The sequence below is a fragment of the Vibrio sp. ECSMB14106 genome, from assembly GCF_000972265.1.
Lineage (GTDB): Bacteria > Pseudomonadota > Gammaproteobacteria > Enterobacterales > Vibrionaceae > Vibrio > Vibrio kanaloae.
Window position 1 is genome coordinate 169,938 of the sequence record NZ_LAUM01000004.1, and the last position, 16,893, is coordinate 186,830.

General features: G+C 45.1%; 13 protein-coding genes. 6 read left to right on the forward strand and 7 right to left on the reverse strand.

The features are described from left to right. Positions 1–10 precede the first annotated feature (10 nt). The 5 genes from WR49_RS04215 to WR49_RS04240 are packed head-to-tail and all read left to right on the forward strand — an operon-like array spanning position 11 to position 6,409. On the forward strand, positions 11–937 hold the full coding sequence (locus WR49_RS04215; RefSeq protein WP_046223174.1) for a DUF58 domain-containing protein: 927 nt from the start codon (positions 11–13) through the stop codon (positions 935–937). Further along, positions 934–1,419, forward strand: a complete 486-nt coding sequence (locus tag WR49_RS04220) for a DUF4381 domain-containing protein (protein WP_046223175.1) — start codon at positions 934–936, stop codon at positions 1,417–1,419. Before WR49_RS04215 ends, WR49_RS04220 begins: the two co-directional genes overlap by 4 nt. Beyond that, positions 1,412–2,419: a vWA domain-containing protein gene (locus WR49_RS04225; RefSeq protein WP_046223176.1), complete on the forward strand. Its 1,008-nt coding sequence runs from the start codon at positions 1,412–1,414 to the stop codon at positions 2,417–2,419. Before WR49_RS04220 ends, WR49_RS04225 begins: the two co-directional genes overlap by 8 nt. Then, positions 2,412–4,727: a VWA domain-containing protein gene (locus tag WR49_RS21430; RefSeq protein ID WP_197078519.1), complete on the forward strand. Its 2,316-nt coding sequence runs from the start codon at positions 2,412–2,414 to the stop codon at positions 4,725–4,727. The genes WR49_RS04225 and WR49_RS21430 overlap by 8 nt, the downstream gene beginning before the upstream one ends. A 2-nt stretch (positions 4,728–4,729) precedes the next feature. Further along, positions 4,730–6,409 carry a BatD family protein gene (locus WR49_RS04240; RefSeq protein WP_046223177.1) on the forward strand — a complete coding sequence of 560 codons (1,680 nt, stop codon included), beginning with the start codon at positions 4,730–4,732 and terminating at the stop codon, positions 6,407–6,409. 121 nt (positions 6,410–6,530) lie between these two features. Here WR49_RS04240 and WR49_RS04245 read toward each other — a convergent pair whose 3' ends face one another. The 5 genes from WR49_RS04245 to WR49_RS04265 all read right to left on the reverse strand — a co-directional run bounded on the left by WR49_RS04245 (position 6,531) and on the right by WR49_RS04265 (position 12,653). Next, complete coding sequence (locus tag WR49_RS04245) at positions 6,531–8,675, reverse strand: GGDEF domain-containing protein (protein ID WP_046223178.1); 2,145 nt, start codon at positions 8,673–8,675, stop codon at positions 6,531–6,533. 348 nt (positions 8,676–9,023) lie between these two features. Further along, positions 9,024–9,773, reverse strand: coding sequence for a phosphate ABC transporter ATP-binding protein PstB (gene pstB / locus WR49_RS04250; protein ID WP_017057901.1), 750 nt, complete (start codon positions 9,771–9,773; stop codon positions 9,024–9,026). 75 nt (positions 9,774–9,848) lie between these two features. Continuing rightward, positions 9,849–10,712, reverse strand: coding sequence for a phosphate ABC transporter permease PstA (gene pstA / locus WR49_RS04255; protein WP_029627204.1), 864 nt, complete (start codon positions 10,710–10,712; stop codon positions 9,849–9,851). Positions 10,713–10,777: 65 nt separating this feature from the next. Then, complete coding sequence (gene pstC, locus WR49_RS04260; RefSeq protein ID WP_017057899.1) at positions 10,778–11,707, reverse strand: phosphate ABC transporter permease subunit PstC; 930 nt, start codon at positions 11,705–11,707, stop codon at positions 10,778–10,780. Positions 11,708–11,831: 124 nt separating this feature from the next. Next, positions 11,832–12,653 carry a phosphate ABC transporter substrate-binding protein gene (locus tag WR49_RS04265; RefSeq protein ID WP_046223179.1) on the reverse strand — a complete coding sequence of 274 codons (822 nt, stop codon included), beginning with the start codon at positions 12,651–12,653 and terminating at the stop codon, positions 11,832–11,834. A gap of 462 nt (positions 12,654–13,115) precedes the next feature. Here WR49_RS04265 and WR49_RS04270 point away from each other — a divergent pair, with 462 nt between their 5' ends. Then, positions 13,116–14,759, forward strand: a complete 1,644-nt coding sequence (locus WR49_RS04270; protein WP_046223180.1) for a methyl-accepting chemotaxis protein — start codon at positions 13,116–13,118, stop codon at positions 14,757–14,759. Between the two features lie 88 nt (positions 14,760–14,847). Here WR49_RS04270 and WR49_RS04275 read toward each other — a convergent pair whose 3' ends face one another. Then, positions 14,848–15,405 (reverse strand): Lcl C-terminal domain-containing protein, encoded by a 558-nt coding sequence (locus tag WR49_RS04275; RefSeq protein ID WP_046223181.1) that lies wholly within the window; start codon positions 15,403–15,405, stop codon positions 14,848–14,850. A 2-nt stretch (positions 15,406–15,407) separates the two neighbouring features. Beyond that, a complete protein-coding gene (locus WR49_RS04280) occupies positions 15,408–16,892 on the reverse strand; it encodes an Lcl domain-containing protein (protein ID WP_046223182.1) in 1,485 nt (494 codons plus the stop codon). Position 16,893 lies beyond the last annotated feature (1 nt).

The following is a 16,893-nucleotide window of genomic DNA, read 5'->3' on the forward strand; positions in this document are numbered from 1 at the left end:
GGGTACGCGCATGAATAATCAACTACCTAACCACAGTGACGGCGTGATGCTGAATCTAGACGAACTGCTGCAATACAAAGCGCAGTCTGTCCGATGGTTGCCTCCGGCGAAGAGCCTATGGTCACAGCTCAATGGTCAACACGAAAGCAACCGCAAAGGTCGCGGGATGAATTTCTCGGAAGTTCGTCAGTACCAAGCGGGCGATGACATTCGTAGCATTGATTGGCGCGTGACAGCCAGAACGGGCAAGGCGCATACCAAATTGTTCTCTGAAGAAAGGGAGCAGCCTGTCATTTTGTTCTTGGATCTATCAAGCAGTATGATTTTTGGTTCAACCTTGTTGCTTAAATCAGTTCAACTTGCGCACTTTGCCAGTCAACTGTGTTGGCTAACTGTGGCTCAAAAAGACCGAATTGGTTCTGTGATTGATACGGGCAAAGAGATCATTGAGATTAAGCCAAGTGCAAGCAACCATGCTCCACTGCGTATTTTGCAAAAAGTCATAGAAATCAATAATGCGGCACTGTCTAATCACGACAATCATAATGACACGACCTTAGAGCATGGGCTGAAATCTCTGCACCAGCTTTGCCCTAAAGGAAGCGATATTATTATGCTCAGTGACTTTGTGCGTTACCAAGAAAGTGACTACTCACTTATCAGTCAAATTCGCCGACACAACAGAGTACGTCTGGTGCATTTCTACGATCCGCTAGAGCAAGGTGAAACCGCCTATAAAGGTTCTAAACAGGTCACCGATGGCAGCAAAACACAATGGTTCAACTTCTCCTCTAATAAAGAAAAGGAAAAGCTCAACCATGCCTTCTCGGCCAAGCAGCAACAGCTACAACTGATGGGATTATCTCTCGCGATACCCTATAGCTCGCTGTCGAGTGCGCAGCCATTGATGAGCCAGATATCGGGAGCTCAGTCATGAATCAGCCCTTAGATTTAAGCCCTGTTATTGCGCCAGACGCACCAACATGGTGGCCTTTGGCGTGGGGTTGGTGGGCCGTAATTGTCACAGCCATTATCCTGATTGCTTTGGTGTTTTTTATTGTAAAACGCAGAAAAAACAATCAACAGGCGAAGCAAGAAGCGCTGTCTTACTTTAGTAATAGTCAGTCCCAAGATGGCTTGTCTCCGAGCAAAGCTCAAGACATCGTTCGTCAGGCTGCACTGAGCTATTTCCCACGCGAAAAAATTGCAGGTTTGTCTGGTGATGATTGGTTGAAGTTCTTAGATGCGCAATTGGCGAAGCCGTTATTTGTAGCAAAACAATCCCAGTGGCAACAAGCGCTCTATCAAGATGTAGCCCTAATGAACGACGAACAGAAAAAGGCTCAACAGCAATTGGTTAATGATTGCGAAACTTGGCTTCGTAAAGCCCTTCCTGCTAAGCGAGGTCGTTATGAGTGATTTTCTAAGCCCTATGTTTCTAAGCAGGGACTTGCTAAACATCGAGTTCGTTTGGTGGTGGATGTTCTTCATCGCGCTACTGCCGTTGCTCGTTTACTTGTTCTCACCAAAGTCAGAATCAAGCAATGCCCTAAGGCTTCCATTTCTGCCCGAAGACAGCAATACCAAAACACCGAGCAGTCGCTTACCAAAGGCGTTGTCCGTGGTTATCTGGCTTCTGCTAGTTACGGCGAGCGCACGCCCTGTATGGTATGGCGAACCGGTGGAATTTCAGCCGAAGCATCGTGATTTGATGTTGGTTGTCGACCTTTCCTACTCGATGAGCCAAAAGGACATGCAGTTCAATGGAGAATACATCGACCGCTTGTCGGCTGTGAAACGCGTATTGAGTGACTTTATTGAGCGACGAAAAGGCGACCGAGTCGGATTGGTGCTATTTGCCGATCACGCCTACTTGCAGACCCCACTTACGCTAGATAGAGACACGCTTTCACAACAGCTCAATCAAGCGGTGTTAAAGCTTATCGGTACTCAAACCGCGATTGGTGATGGTATTGGCCTTGCCACCAAAACCTTTGTCGACAGCGATGCCCCTCAGCGTGTGATGATTCTACTCAGTGACGGCAGTAATACCGCCGGGGTATTAGACCCATTAGAAGCGGCGGATATTGCCAAGAAATACGACGCGACAATTTACACCGTGGGTGTCGGTGCAGGCGAGATGATGGTCAAAGAGTTCTTCATGACGCGTAAGGTCAATACTGCTCAAGATCTGGATGAACGCACACTAATGGAAATTGCCAAACGCACTGGCGGTCAGTACTTCCGAGCACGGGACAGCAAAGAGTTAGCAACGATTTACGACACCATCAACCAGTTAGAACCCGTGACGAACGCTACTAAGATCTGGCGACCGCAACAAGAGTGGTTTGTATGGCCACTGTCGGCGGCAATGTTCTTCGCATTTATGCTGTTAGCCATTAGGAGAAACAATGTCTAACTTTACTTTTATCTACCCATATTGGTTCTTGGCGCTTGCCGTGCTGCCCGCTATTTGGTGGCTAAGTAAGACACAATCCAAACAAGGATTACTCGCGTCACACATCGCTCGATACTTGGCGCCAGAATCGAGCAAGCCGTCGAAAAATCGCAGTACTTACTTCGGTATTTGGTGGCTGGTCGGTGTCATCGCATTAGCCGGTCCAAGCTTCGAGAAAAACGAACAGCCGAGCTTTGAAAAAACGCAGGCACGAGTTGTGATAATGGATATGTCGATGTCTCTATACGCTACCGACATAAAACCAAATCGTCTGACTCAAGCGCGATACAAGGCTCTTGATCTGCTTTCGTTGTGGAAAGAAGGTTTAACTGGAATGGTCGCGTACGCTGGCGATGCTTACACCATTAGCCCGCTTACGTCAGACATTAACACCATTAAGAACCAAGTGCCGAATCTCTCCCCGGATATCATGCCTTACCAAGGTAGCAACGCTCCCGCTGCGGTTAAGCTTGCGATTGAGATGATGACTCGCGCGAAGATCTATCAAGGTGACTTGGTATTGATTGCCGATGATATCGATGACCAAGAGAAGAAAGAGATCGACTCTCTGCTATCTGGTAGCAATTGGACGTTATCTATTCTAGCGGTGGGTACTGAAAGTGGCGCGCCCATCTCGTTACCAACAGGTTCGATGCTTCAAACTGACTCAGGGCAAACCGTGGTCGCGAGAACTCACTTAGAGAACATGCGCGACCTGACTCGCAGTTATGGTGGCACGTTCACTGAGGTTCAATTTGATAACTCAGATGTTGAACACATCGCGAGTTATCTCGACCGTGTTGCAACAACCTCTGAAGTGACCAAGACCAATAACTCACTCAACACCAGAGTGAACAACGGTTTCTGGTTATTGCCGTTTCTGTTACTTCCTGCTCTTGGGCTATTCCGAAAAGGGGTTATTTGGTGTGGTCTAGCTGTACTTGTCTCGTTCAGCCAACCGAATACTGCGTTTGCAAACCCTTGGAAAACCGATGACCAAGTGGGTTATCAGTTGTATCAAGATGAGGACTTTCAACAAGCTGCAGAACAGTTCGAGCAGCAAGAGTGGAAAGGCATTGCGCAATACAAAGCCGGTGATTTCGAAGCGGCCGAACAGACGCTACAAGGCCTTTCTGGCGAAGATGCTCGCTACAACCTTGCTAACGCCCAAGCCAAACAAGGCAAGTTCGACCAAGCGATAAAAGAGTATCAACGTATTCTCGAAAGCAACCCAGAACATGCTTACGCGAAGAAGAATTTAGAGATTGTCGAACAGGCTCGGAAGCAACAGCAACAGCAACAGCAACAGCAACAGCAAGGCGATTCTGAATCCAAAAATCAAAAAGACCAAGACCAAGACCAAGACCAAGACCAGCAGAATCAGCAAGGTCAGCAAGGTCAGCAAGGTCAGCAAGGTCAGCAAGGTCAGCAAGGTCAGCAAGGTCAGCAAGGTCAGCAAGGTCAGCAAGGTCAGCAAGGTCAGCAAGGTCAGCAAGGTCAGCAAGGTCAGCAAGGTCAGCAAGGTCAGCAAGGTCAGCAAGGTCAGCAAGGTCAGCAAGGTCAGCAAGGTCAGCAAGGTCAGCAAGGTCAGCAAGGTCAGCAAGGTCAGCAAGGTCAGCAAGGTCAGCAAGGTCAGCAAGGTCAGCAAGGTCAGCAAGGTCAGCAAGGTCAGCAAGGTCAGCAAGGTCAGCAAGGTCAGCAAGGTCAGCAAGGTCAGCAAGGTCAGCAAGGTCAGCAAGGTCAGCAAGGTCAGCAAGGTCAGCAAGGTCAGCAAGGTCAGCAAGGTCAGCAAGGTCAGCAAGGTCAGCAAGGTCAGCAAGGTCAGCAAAATGATTCTTCTCAAGACTCGTCGGATCAACAGCAAAGTTCTGCAAAAAATGAAAACTCGCAGAACCCAACAGGCGACCAAGCTGAAAGTGCAAACCAAGGACAAACTAAAGACCGACCGGATGCAAATGCAGGTGAACAAGAAGGCGAGCAAACAGTTCAGTCTAAACAGCCAAATAAAGCCGAGCAGTCAGAAGATCAAGAGCAAGATGAATCACAACCTCAAAGTGCGAGCGCACAGCAAGCTTCAAGCGAAAAAGGTGAAGACGATGCTAAACAAGCTGTAGCACAAGCTTCAGGGCAACCGCTATCGAGTGACCCAGATATGCGAAAGCTTGAGCAAGTAGAAAGCGCCCGTGACCCAAGCCAACTGCTTAAAGCGCAAATGATTTTACAAGCACGACAAAAAAGTGCTCCTAACAACCAGAACAAAAAGTGGTAACCATGCGATTTCTAAACAAGCCATTTTTATCCGTACTCCTAACATTGTTGTTGGGACCTTTCTCGTCCTTCTCAGCATTGGCTGCAAACGCCGTGGCGAGTGTTTCACATAACAGTGTCACCAAAGATGAAGTATTCCTTCTTAGAGTAGCAACCGATGAAAAGGTCTCTTCTGACGCGTTAGATCTAACGGCGCTCCAGCAGGATTTTTATGTCGGCACACCAAACTTTGGGTCGTCGATGCGGATCGTCAATGGCAGCCGTTCGGTGTCAAGTGAATGGAACATCAGCCTTGCTCCACTGCGTTTGGGCAAGATACAAATTCCTAGCTTCGATATTGAAGGGGCGAAAACTAAGCCAATCACCATCAATGTTGCCGTTAATAAAGCTGCACCCACTCAACATGACATGGCAGAGTTCCAGCTTAATCTCAGCAAGAACTCGCTGTACCCACAAGAAGTGGCTGAGCTTGATGTAAAACTCATCATCAAAGCAGACCCAAGAAGGCTGCAAGATCCTAAAATTGCGCCACCGAGCTCGCCGGGCTTAGATGTGGAACCTATTGGTGAATCGAAGCAATTTCAAGATGTTCTCAATGGACAAGAAGTCACAGTTGTTCAGCAGTCGTTCCGTATCTCTTCACAAAAGGCCGGACACTTTAAGCTAAACGGACCCAAGCTGACTGGAGCCGTTGTTTACTCAACCAACAACTCCAGTACAACGCGTCTGTTCCAGCTCGATACACCTGTTGAAACCTTAAACGTAACCGTCAAAGAGGTGCCAAAAGGCTACCAAGGTGAGTGGTTACCAACATCAAACTTTAAACTGATTCAACAATGGTCCGATAGCCAAGGCAATCAACTGGGAAATAGTAATGGTTTAGAAGGCGGTAACCCAACCATTGAAATGGAAGCCGGTGATTCGTTAACTCGAACCATCACCATGACCGCTAGCAATTTAACGCAACACCAGCTGCCAAAACTGAATATCACGTACCCTAATTCGGTACGTGTTTATGAAGAGAAGCCGCAATTTGGCACAACTCAGTCAGGTGATGCTGTCGTTGTTTACAAGCAAGTATTGATTCCGAAAGAGGCAGGAACTACCTCGCTCCCTGATGTGTCTCAAGCTTGGTTTAACACCGATTCGCAATCAGAACAAACCAGCAAAGCGCAGGGGCTAGAGTTAGCTGTCAAAGCAAGTGATCGCACAGCGTCAAGCACTCCACCAGTTACTGCTACGCCCGCCCAACAAGTAAGCCCGACGGTTGTTACTGTGGATAGCCCTGGGATATGGCCTTACCTAACCGCGCTATTTGCAGTCTTGTGGGTAATCAGCTCTGCGGTTGCTTTCTACTTCTGGTCACGCCGCGGCGCAGCAGTAAAACCAAAGCGCCCAGTTCAGCATCAATCAGATACGGCAGACGCTCTTATTGAAGCGCTGAAGGCGAAAAATGGTGTGATGACCAGAACCTTGTTTGATCAATGGAAAGCAGAAAATCCAGACTTGAGTGACGAGACAATAGAAGTGATTGAAACTGAGCTAACGAAGCTCAATCAGAGCCTCTATGGTGAAGCTGGTTCACCAATTCAGTCATGGGACCCTTCTGAGGTGCTCAAAGCAGTTAAAAAACCAAAGCGAGTCACAAGCAAAACGCGTAAAAGCTCACTAGAAACGCTTTAGTTAACCAGCAATCTAAGTAAGCAGAAAATCTAAGTAAACAAAAATGAACGAAGCCGTGATAACCACCTTGTGACCATCACGGCTTCATTTGTTTTTACGCTAGGAAGAAACAAATACCGCACTAAGAAATTGAAACTGCGACCTTTTTACGTTTCAACGCAGAAACGATCCGATTTCGCCCTGAGTCTTTGGCTTGATACAAAGCTTTATCCGCCTTGCCATACAGTAAGTCGAAGTCAAACTGGTGCTGATCAGAAGTTATCGAGGCATACCCGACAGACGCAGTTAAATACTGGCTGGTACTGCTTTCACAATGGAGGATCTTCGCCTCTTCAATGCATTTTCTGATCGACTCTGCACGCTGTTTAGTTTCAGAGTGATGGGTGCCAATCATTAACAACATAAACTCCTCTCCGCCAATACGACAGAAGGTTTCCTTGTCACTATGAACATGAGCATTAAGTATCTTGCCAATGGTGCGCAGAGCTGCGTCCCCTTCAGTATGACCATATACGCTGTTGTACAAACCAAAGTGATCGAGGTCGACTAAAACTAATCCAAATGTGACTTCGCATTGCGTGGCGAATGCGCCTTGATCGTCGCAATTTAAATCATCTAGAACCTGAGCCAACATTCGGCGGTTGCCAAGGCGAGTCAGCGGATCAAGCTTAGAAATCACATCCAGTTGCTCATTGGCTAATTCCAGCTCTTGAGTTCGCTTACTGACTTCTTGCTCTAGCGTTTCATTGAGCTTTTTGAGCTCTTCTTGCGCCATAGTTCTTTGCAACACCTCTGCTAGGCTAGAGGCAAAGATACGAATCACTTCGCGTAGTTGAGAAGTTAAAGGGCTACGTGTTAACAAGTTATCGGCGGCAATAAACGCAATCGGCTCACCGGTGTTTGTGGTGAGCATGGTCATTGCCGTCCAACCGACTCCGACAATATTGAAATCGTGATAAATAGGCACAGACTCTTCGAACGCGACTTGATTCGGACAAGCACGAGCCGCAGCTACGATGTCACGCTCCACCAGTTCTGAACGATAATAGGATTCATCGACAATATCGCCCTTAATGTCGGTGCCCCACGTGCCTTGCATATAGCTACAGTTTTTATCCGTGAGAAAAACCGCTAATCGGTCAATGCCTAAGTGCTGAATCGCAAAACTGACGGCTGATTTACACACTTCACTGACGCTGTCGCAACGAGACAGCTCAACCATGCTCGAGTGCAGCATGCGTATGTTCTGCTCTTGGCGTTTACGAATGTAGATCTGAGAGAGCAGCGAGCCAAATGACTCGAGCATCTGCTTTTGATAGTTAGTAATTGGCGAGCGGTGAATGTAGTTATCCATGGCGATCCAGCCGACAGGTTTGTCCCCTTCACGCAATATAAGCATACCGTTCCACCCCTGCCCGACCACGTTTCCTTCTGTATATAAGGGGGCCTGTTCGATGACAACCAGATTAGTGTGATTATCTGACAACGCCTCGATGTATTCAGCTTCTAATTGATGTAAATCGTACTGAGTATGGTGTTCGCTGTTTGTTTTACCAGATTCGTCAGTGCCATAAGTACCACTGAAACAACGCTTCTTCATATCGAGTAGCATGAAAATGGCACGATCAAAGCCTAATCGGTCGCGAACCGCTTCAACTGAAGCCTTGTACAACGCATCCAATGACTCAGGGTTAGAAAGCTCTAACGCCACCTGATGGACTAACTTCATGTTATCGACAAATAGATCACGTAGCTTGATCTCATCAAGGTATTGAGCTTCACGAATATCTCTGTGCTTCATCTCAATCGCCGTATTTTTTTCTGCGCGAATACACTGCCAACGGGCTGCAGCTAACTGAAGAATATCAAACTTCTGCTCAAAAGCCTGATTGAGTGTTTCAGTATTGCAATTCTGAACCATTAAATAAGTTCTACAATCAGGAGCATTGTCGAGTACCATGATGAATGACTCACAACTCAATACGTCCACATGCTCCCATTGACATGGATTAGCGGCCATAGGCAACATTCCATCAGCAGTATCAAATTGTGAAATCCATGACCAAAATGGCGCGGGGTAGCTCGACAATGGAGTTAGGTTACCGCAAGAAAATAGCAGCAACGATTCACTTTCCGGTTTCGGCTCAGAAAATATTCCAATCCCTTTGGGAATAAGCACTTCAACAAGGTACTCAAAAAGAGATTCAGCCAATAAACGATGATCACGAATAGCAGATATTTGCTTTGCAAAGGCTTTTACAGACACAGCGATCGTCCATTGGCTATTAAGAATGAAGCAAAAATACCGAAGCCTTAATATGCAATCAATATAACTAAAAATGAGATGTTAAGCGGATCGCAATTTCACTTTTAACATTATTACAGACATGAGAAGCACTACAAAAATGGGATTTCTTGCCCAAAGTTACATCGACATTGGTGCTTTTTTAGAAGCACAAAAAAGCCCCAACCAAAGTGGGGCAAAACTTCCATCGCTTATAGTTATAGTGATAATTCTGTCGATCTATTCGATTATCTAGCCTGCGTTTCAGTTAGCGTGCTTGGGTATTTGACAGCGGAAACAAAAGGTCAAATACAACACTTAAATACTCAATTAACCAAAGTCACCGTTTACGTAACCTTTGGTACGATCATCTTTGGGTTCGCTGAAGATAACACTTGTTTCGTTGTGCTCTACAAGCTCTCCCATTAGGAAGAAAGCTGTACGGTCTGAAATACGACGCGCTTGCTGCATTGAGTGCGTTACGATTACGATAGTGAAATCTTTCTTCAGGTCTTCCATCAATTCTTCAATCTTGTGTGTCGCGATTGGGTCTAAAGCCGATGTTGGTTCATCCATCAGGATTACATCCGGTTCCATTGCAATGGTACGAGCGATACATAGACGCTGTTGCTGACCACCAGATAGACCGAAAGCGTGCGACTTCAGTCGGTCCTTTACTTCATCCCACAATGCTGCACCGCGAAGTGAGCTTTCAACAACTTCATCAATGTGCTTTTTATCTTTAATGCCTTGAGCACGTAACCCGTAAGCTACATTTTCATAAATGCTCATTGGGAATGGGTTTGGCTTTTGGAATACCATGCCCACTTTAATGCGTAAGTCTGCAACATCGATGTTACCGTAGATATTGGTACCGTCCATCTCAAGAAGGCCTGTAATCTTAACACCTTCAATTAGGTCATTCATGCGGTTAAGACAGCGTAATAGCGTTGATTTTCCACAACCAGACGGGCCAATAAGCGCGGTAACTTGACGCTCAGGTACGGGTAAATTGATTGACTTAAGTGCTTGGTTGTCACCATAAAAAAGGTCTAGGTCTTTAATATTAAATTTGTTCATGTTCGTAATCTCGTAATTCGTCAAAGTCTGTACTGTGTTTGTTTTATGAGCTCATTTAGCTCTAGAAAAACCTGCTTAGTAAGTTGCAGTATTAAAACGTCTTGCGATCAACTTAGTGAGTGTGTTGATCAGCAGTACAAGAACAATCAGTACTGTTGCTGTGCCGTATGCTTGATTCCATTCTTCAATGGTAAACAGTTCGGTCGTTAATTTATATAAGTGAACCGTTAGTGTACGACCAGAATCCAATAATGAATCTGGGATACGAGCAACCATACCTGCGGTCAAAAATACTGGCGCAGATTCACCAATTACACGACCAATACTAAGAATGACCGAAGTTAAGATACCTGGCATTGCGCTTGGAAGAATCAAACGCCAGATTGTATATATTTTAGAAGCTCCCAAACCATACGAACCTTCACGGTAAGTTTGAGAAACAGCCATCAACGCTTCTTCTGTGGTTCGAATAATCACCGGGAGAATCAGGATACTCAAGGTCAACGCACCCGATAGGATAGAGAAGCCTAAACCTAAAATAGCTACGAAGAATGTCATACCAAACAAACCGAAAATGATCGACGGGATACCCGCTAACGATTCTGTGCAAAAACGAATGATCTTAACCAAACGACTGCCAACTTTTGCATACTCCGTTAGATAAATTGCCGTCATAATGCCAAGTGGAGCGGCAACAGCAATCGAAGCGATAACCATATAAATCGTAGAGATTATCATCGGGAAAATACCGTGCTCATCGCCAGTACGAGTGTAGTCATCAGTAATGAACTTCCAATCTACGTGTTGTAAACCGTTAGAAAGGATGTACCACATAATCCAGAACAGGAAGCCAACTGTTAAAGCGGCTGCCGCCCAAATAAAGCCACTTAGAACGACATCTGTACGTACACGTGCTTTCTTCAATGCGACTCTATCCATCTTGCTACCTTGTGACATTATTGTTTTAGCTTGAGGTGTTACGTTATTTTCTAAAGACATAATGTTTACCTCGCCTTCTCACGGTTCAAGTAAAGGAGAATCGCATTTAGAGACATGATGAAAATAAGAAGAACAACACCCGTTGCGTATAGCGCACTTGCGTGAACACCACTTGCGTAAGACATTTCAATCGCAATATTCGCGGTAAGTGTACGAGCAGAATCCAAAATACCTTCCGGCATAGCTGGCGCATTACCCATCACCATGATGATTGCCATCGTTTCACCTAGCGCACGACCGATACCCAAAATAACACCAGTCATAATGCCTGAACGAGCAGCAGGAACGAGCAACTTAAAGATGGTAAAGATCTTTGAAGCACCTAACGCTAAAGATCCTTCTTTATATGTTCTTGGCACTGCACGAATGGACGTTTCTGACACCGTGATTACCGTCGGAAGGATCATCACGCCGAGTACAATGATTCCCGCCAAGATGGTGTTGCCCGCAGGGACTTGAAAGACGTTTTGAATCAAAGGGACAATAATGACTAGGCCGAAGAAGCCGTAAACTACCGATGGTATACCCGCTAACAATTCAACAGCAGGGCGAATGATGTCCGCGAGACGCTTTGGTGCAATTTCCGCAATAAATATTGCCGTTAGTACACCAATAGGGACACCAACAACGACCGCACCTAATGTCGACACAACAGAAGCTACAATCATGGTAGCAACGCCGTAAAGTGCAGGTGGTAACCAGTTTTGCCCTAAAACGATACCTGATAGGCCCGCTTCTTGGAATGCGGGGATACTTTCTTTAACGATGAAGTAAGCAATAACAGCAAGAGATACGATGCCGATAATTGCACTTGTAAGAAATAAGCCGTGAAAAATACGCTCTTTCCAATCTACACGCTTCTTTTGACGTAAGCTGCGTTTCAGTTGAGTCGCTTCGCTATTCATAAGCTGTTCACTATTCGTTGCGATGGTCATAACAAGTCTCACATATCGATAATCCCTAGCACGTAACATGAGCGTACCGGGTTAACTCGAAGTGGGATAGAAAAGGCTCAGCCTGAAAAGGTAGGCTGAGCAATATTATTAATTTAGGTTTAGATTAGTTAATTGAGATGTAGCCATTGCTCTCAACTAAAGACTGAGCTTCGTCTGTTAGCATCCAATCTAGGAACTTTTGAGTTTCAGAAGAAGGTTGGCCTTCTTTATAGAGAACTAAGAAAGGGCGAGCTACTTTGTAAGAGCCGTTCTTAACGTTGTCCACAGATGCTTCAGTACCGTCAATTGCAAGCGCGTTTACTGAGTTATCTACTGTACCTAGAGAGATGTAGCCGATTGCATAAGGGTTAGATGCAACCATTGTTTTTAGTGCACCGTTACCGTTAGCAACTTGAGCACGTTGAGAGATTGCTGACACTTTCTTACCAGAAATCTTCATTTTAAGAGACATGATGTCTTCGAATGCACCGCGAGTACCAGATGCTGTGTCACGAGTGATTGCTACGATTGGCTTGTCTGCACCACCAACGTCTTTCCAGTTTGTTACTTCGCCTTTGTAGATAGCTGTAACTTGCTCAGCGGTTAGACCCGGAAGGCTATTCTTAGGGTTAACGACGACTGCGATACCATCACGAGCAACCACTTCTTCAACTAAAGTTGATTCTTTCTCGCTGTCTTTAAGGTTACGAGAAGACATGCCTAAATCTGCACTGCCGTTCTTAGCCGCTTTAACACCAGCGGAAGAACCAGGGCCTTGCACTTCAATAAATACATTTGAATTCGTTTTCATGTATGTTTCAGAGAAAACTTCCATCAGTGGAGTCACGCTGCTTGAACCAACTGCTGAAATAGTTTCTTTAGCTGAAGCTGGAGTCACTGTTAGTGCACCTAGAAGGGCGATTGCACCGATAACTGTCTTTTTCATCACAAATTTCCTTTAGTGGCGTTATTGCCGTAATGTTATGTTTTGCTTGAACGGTGCCCACTTTAGAATCTGAATGTGACAGTTGTGTTTCACTAAATTGAAGCCTATATGACAACTACAGATGAATGACTAATTTCTCCCCTACTCCACCACTTGATAGTCATAGCCATTGATTCACTTATTCCATCCACTCCTCACAAAAAATCTAAGCGCTCAACTTCAAGTAACGGCTTGACTTATCTCGAACGCTGCCACTATTTCTTACTAAACAGCCATGAATGATGGAAAGATTTACCAAACTGCCATTTAAAACGAGAAATAATAATACATATCAAATATCTATCGCATTTATCAAAGCAGAAGCCATTACTGATTGAATTATCAATCTTATTAGTTAAAATCGCCAATCAATTCTAATAAGAACAATTCTCATTTATTCGTTTATTCAAAGAGGGACAATACATGCGCCAACTACTCAGTGGCTTATCTATAAAAATACAGATTCTTATTCCAGTGCTATTTTCCGTTGTAGTACTTTTAGCGGGCGTCATTATCGGTGGTGATAAGCTGGAAAGCGCATTTAAAGATGTATCAACAGCAACGGACCAACTCATCCTACATAAAGAAGAGCTTAGCGAAATCGTCGACAACAGCTACGGTATGCGCATTAAAGCAATTTACAGTTTATTTAACGCCGATGATGTAAAAACTCTAGTAGAAACGCTTAACCAAAAGCGTGATCAGAATACTCGCCTATTGGATTCATTGGACACCGTACCAGGAATGCAAAACGAAGTCGCGGGCATGCGTAAGGCCATGGAACATTACGTTGATTTCTCACGTAATACGATGCTTCCTCTATTAAGAGCGAAGCACGGCGATGCATCACTCTCTTCAGATTTTGAAAACCGCTACCAGATTGCAATCGACCAATACCGTCACGCGGGTAATGACATGGTGCAAGCGATCAACACGCTTTCTAAAAAGTTGAATCTGCTTGCGACTCAAGAAGTCGACATCAATGGTCAGCAACACACCAGCACACTCAATACCGCAACCATTGCGCTTCTAGTGATCCTATCTGTAGCTCTAATTATCAGTTGGACGCTGGCTGGCATCATTGTTAAGCCGATCAGCAATATTCAAGCAACCATGCGCGAAGTCGCAAAAGGTAACTTGTTAGTTAAAGCAGAAGAGTATGGCGACAACGAAATCTCACGCCTAGCGCAAGACGTAAACCAGTCTGTTGAACAGCTGCGTGACACTGTAAGCTCGCTGTCTCGAATCAGTATCGAAGTGGCTTCTGCGTCGACAGAGTTAGCAGCAGTAATGACACAATCGAGCGTTAATTCAGACCAAGAGAAGCAAGAAGTAGAACAAGTTGCTTCTGCTGTAAACCAATTAGAAAGCACGGCAGCACACGTTAATGAGAACGCAGTACAAGCCGACTCAGCGTCTAAGCAAGCTGACGAAATGGCGACACACAGCATGAGCTTGTTTAATGAAAGCAACAAAGCTAACGAACAGATGGCGATTCAGCTAAGCGAAGCTGCAAATGTTGTGGGCACGCTAAAAGAGCACTCTGAACAGATTGGTAAAGTGATTGAGGTGATTCAAAGTATCTCTGAACAAACTAACCTGCTGGCGCTTAACGCAGCAATTGAAGCCGCTCGTGCAGGTGAAAGCGGTCGTGGTTTCGCAGTGGTTGCTGATGAAGTTCGAATGCTAGCGGCACGTACTCAAGATTCAACCAAAGAGATCCAAACCATTATTGAAGGTTTGCAGGTTCAATCTGGCAACGCTAACGAGAGCATGAGCAGCTCACTGGCAATGCTAGAGCACAACCAAACACTGGCAGCGGAAGTAAGCACAGCCCTTTCAGGCATTGCTAACTCGGTAACAGACATGACGGAGATTAACACTCAGGTAGCCTCTGCCGCTGAAGAGCAAAGCCAAGTAACCTCAGACATCAACCGTAATATCTCAAATATCTACAGCTTAGTAAGCCAAAACGTAACCGGCATTACTCAAGCCGCTGCAGCAAGCCACGAGCTATCTAACCTAGCTGAACAACAGAAACAGCAGTTGGACTACTTTAAGGTCTAGGGTTTAAGGTTTAAGTTAAGACCTAAAGACCAAAACCTAAAAGGCCGTGGAAAACCACGGCCCTTTTGTTTATGCATTAAGAGCTAAATCATTCTGCAACTAACAAGACGCTAAATTTATATTGTGCAGCGTTGTACTGGTAAACCTCACCATTAATTGAATCAAGCGTCACTATGTTTTGTCCATCACCCGCAGGAGTCGAACTCCATAAATAAGCGGCTAGGTTACCTGTTTCAAAATTGAACGTATCACCGAACACTTTGGTACTCATTGCAGGAGAATGGCAAGCCACTTCTTTTAAAGATACCAACTCTTTAATATTTGGCATACGCCACTCTTTCTGCCCAGCAAACTGATGCAAAGCATGATGACCGCTCTTATCATTAATAGATTCGACCATCACGAGAGCACTCTGCCAATGATACGTTTCGGCAGTTCCTTCACAGGATAAAGACTTTGCATCCCAAGTTTTACCCAGTTGGCAACGCATCCAAGTTAACCCTGTCAGTTCATCGCTAAACGTACCATTATCATTCGCAACATAACGCGTGCTCGGAGCCGATTTTTCCATATCTAAACTGCACTCTTGTGCCATTGCACCCGCAGAAAACAGAGCCATTAAAGTAATGGAGAGTAAATTTTTCATATCTATTGACCTTGTAGTGAAACTAAACGAATTGGGAATTGGAACGAGTCATAATTATCCGAAGAATCAACATCACCTGAATAGATCTCTATAGAACCAACAACCCCTCTGTCTGAACCCTGGGTTCCAATCTCGTTATAATAGAAACCACCTTTTACAGCGCCATTTGTGTATTGGCTATAAGTTATGGATTGAGTCCATACCGAGCCAGTGTAAATTGTATAGTCAATACCAAGGGTTTGATGTGGGAAGTACTTGTAAGTTAAACCATAAACTTCACCATCCGAGTTGGTTTCTGTCTCACCGAAGTCGAGCACGTTGTAGAATTCATTGAATGTTGGCAAGCGCCAATCTGACTTGCCGCATAAGTTCATTGCATTGATATGTTCAACGTAATCTTGAGTGGTACATATCGCATCGCCTTTCGTTTTACACGTCGCTAAATCAACATCTTGATCGTAAGGCGTTACTAGTCCGGGTAGCTCAAGCGCTAATATGCGATCTTTATATTGAATAGAGCTTTCGTCATCCGTTTTCGATTCCCAAATCAAGCCACTGCGTTGATCCAAAACACAAGACCACTCCGCAGCATCATCAGCAAGCACCTGACCACTTGAATCTAACTTTGCGAACTGGAAACCATTGCCGGTATTGTCATTCAGTTCTGTTTTATCAAAGCCGTATTCTGCATCTTGACCTGGGAATGAACTCTGTGGTTCAACGACATTTTGTGTGTCATCGATATCTGAGAAATAGCGTAAAACACCCGTATCATTCAATGCTGTCGCAGCTTTTAGCTCTCCTTCGAGGAAATTTGCAAAAGCAGTAACTTGGTCATTAGTGAGTACTCCACCTACATAATCGGCCGCACTCTTATCAAATTTCGCACTCAATTGAGCCAGCATGAACGCACGATTAGAGTGCTTAAACGCCTTAATTGTTGATACGATATTTTGTTCCAGACTCGCGAGTTCAGATGCAGATAAATCGTCTTGAATATCGCCAGATATAGTGATGCCACTTTTCGCCAACTGCGCTTTTAATTTTTTGTTAGCTTCAGCTACCGTCAATCCGTCCGCGACATAACCCGCCAATAGTGAACTGATACCATTAATCTCATTCCCCGTATTTTTTTGAAGACCGGGAGCGGCAATATAAGCGTAAGACGATGCAGAACCGCTCGTGCTATTGGCTGCAATCCCCGTATCCACCTGAGCTAACAAAGGAACCGATAAAATCGACTTCTTAGTACTAGTAATACTAAATTCGCCATTCGCGTTAGCCGTCGAACTTGGTTCTCCGCTGTCACACATGTAGTTTTGATTTATGTCTGCACAGACCTTACTTTGTAAATCTACATTCTGTGCTGTCACTGTACCTGACACGGTATAAGTTGGTGCAGCTGATCCAGAGGTATCGGAACCGCCTGAACCACCGCAGCCAGCAAGAGCCAAAGAGATGGCCAAAATTGTCAATTGAGGTTTCATA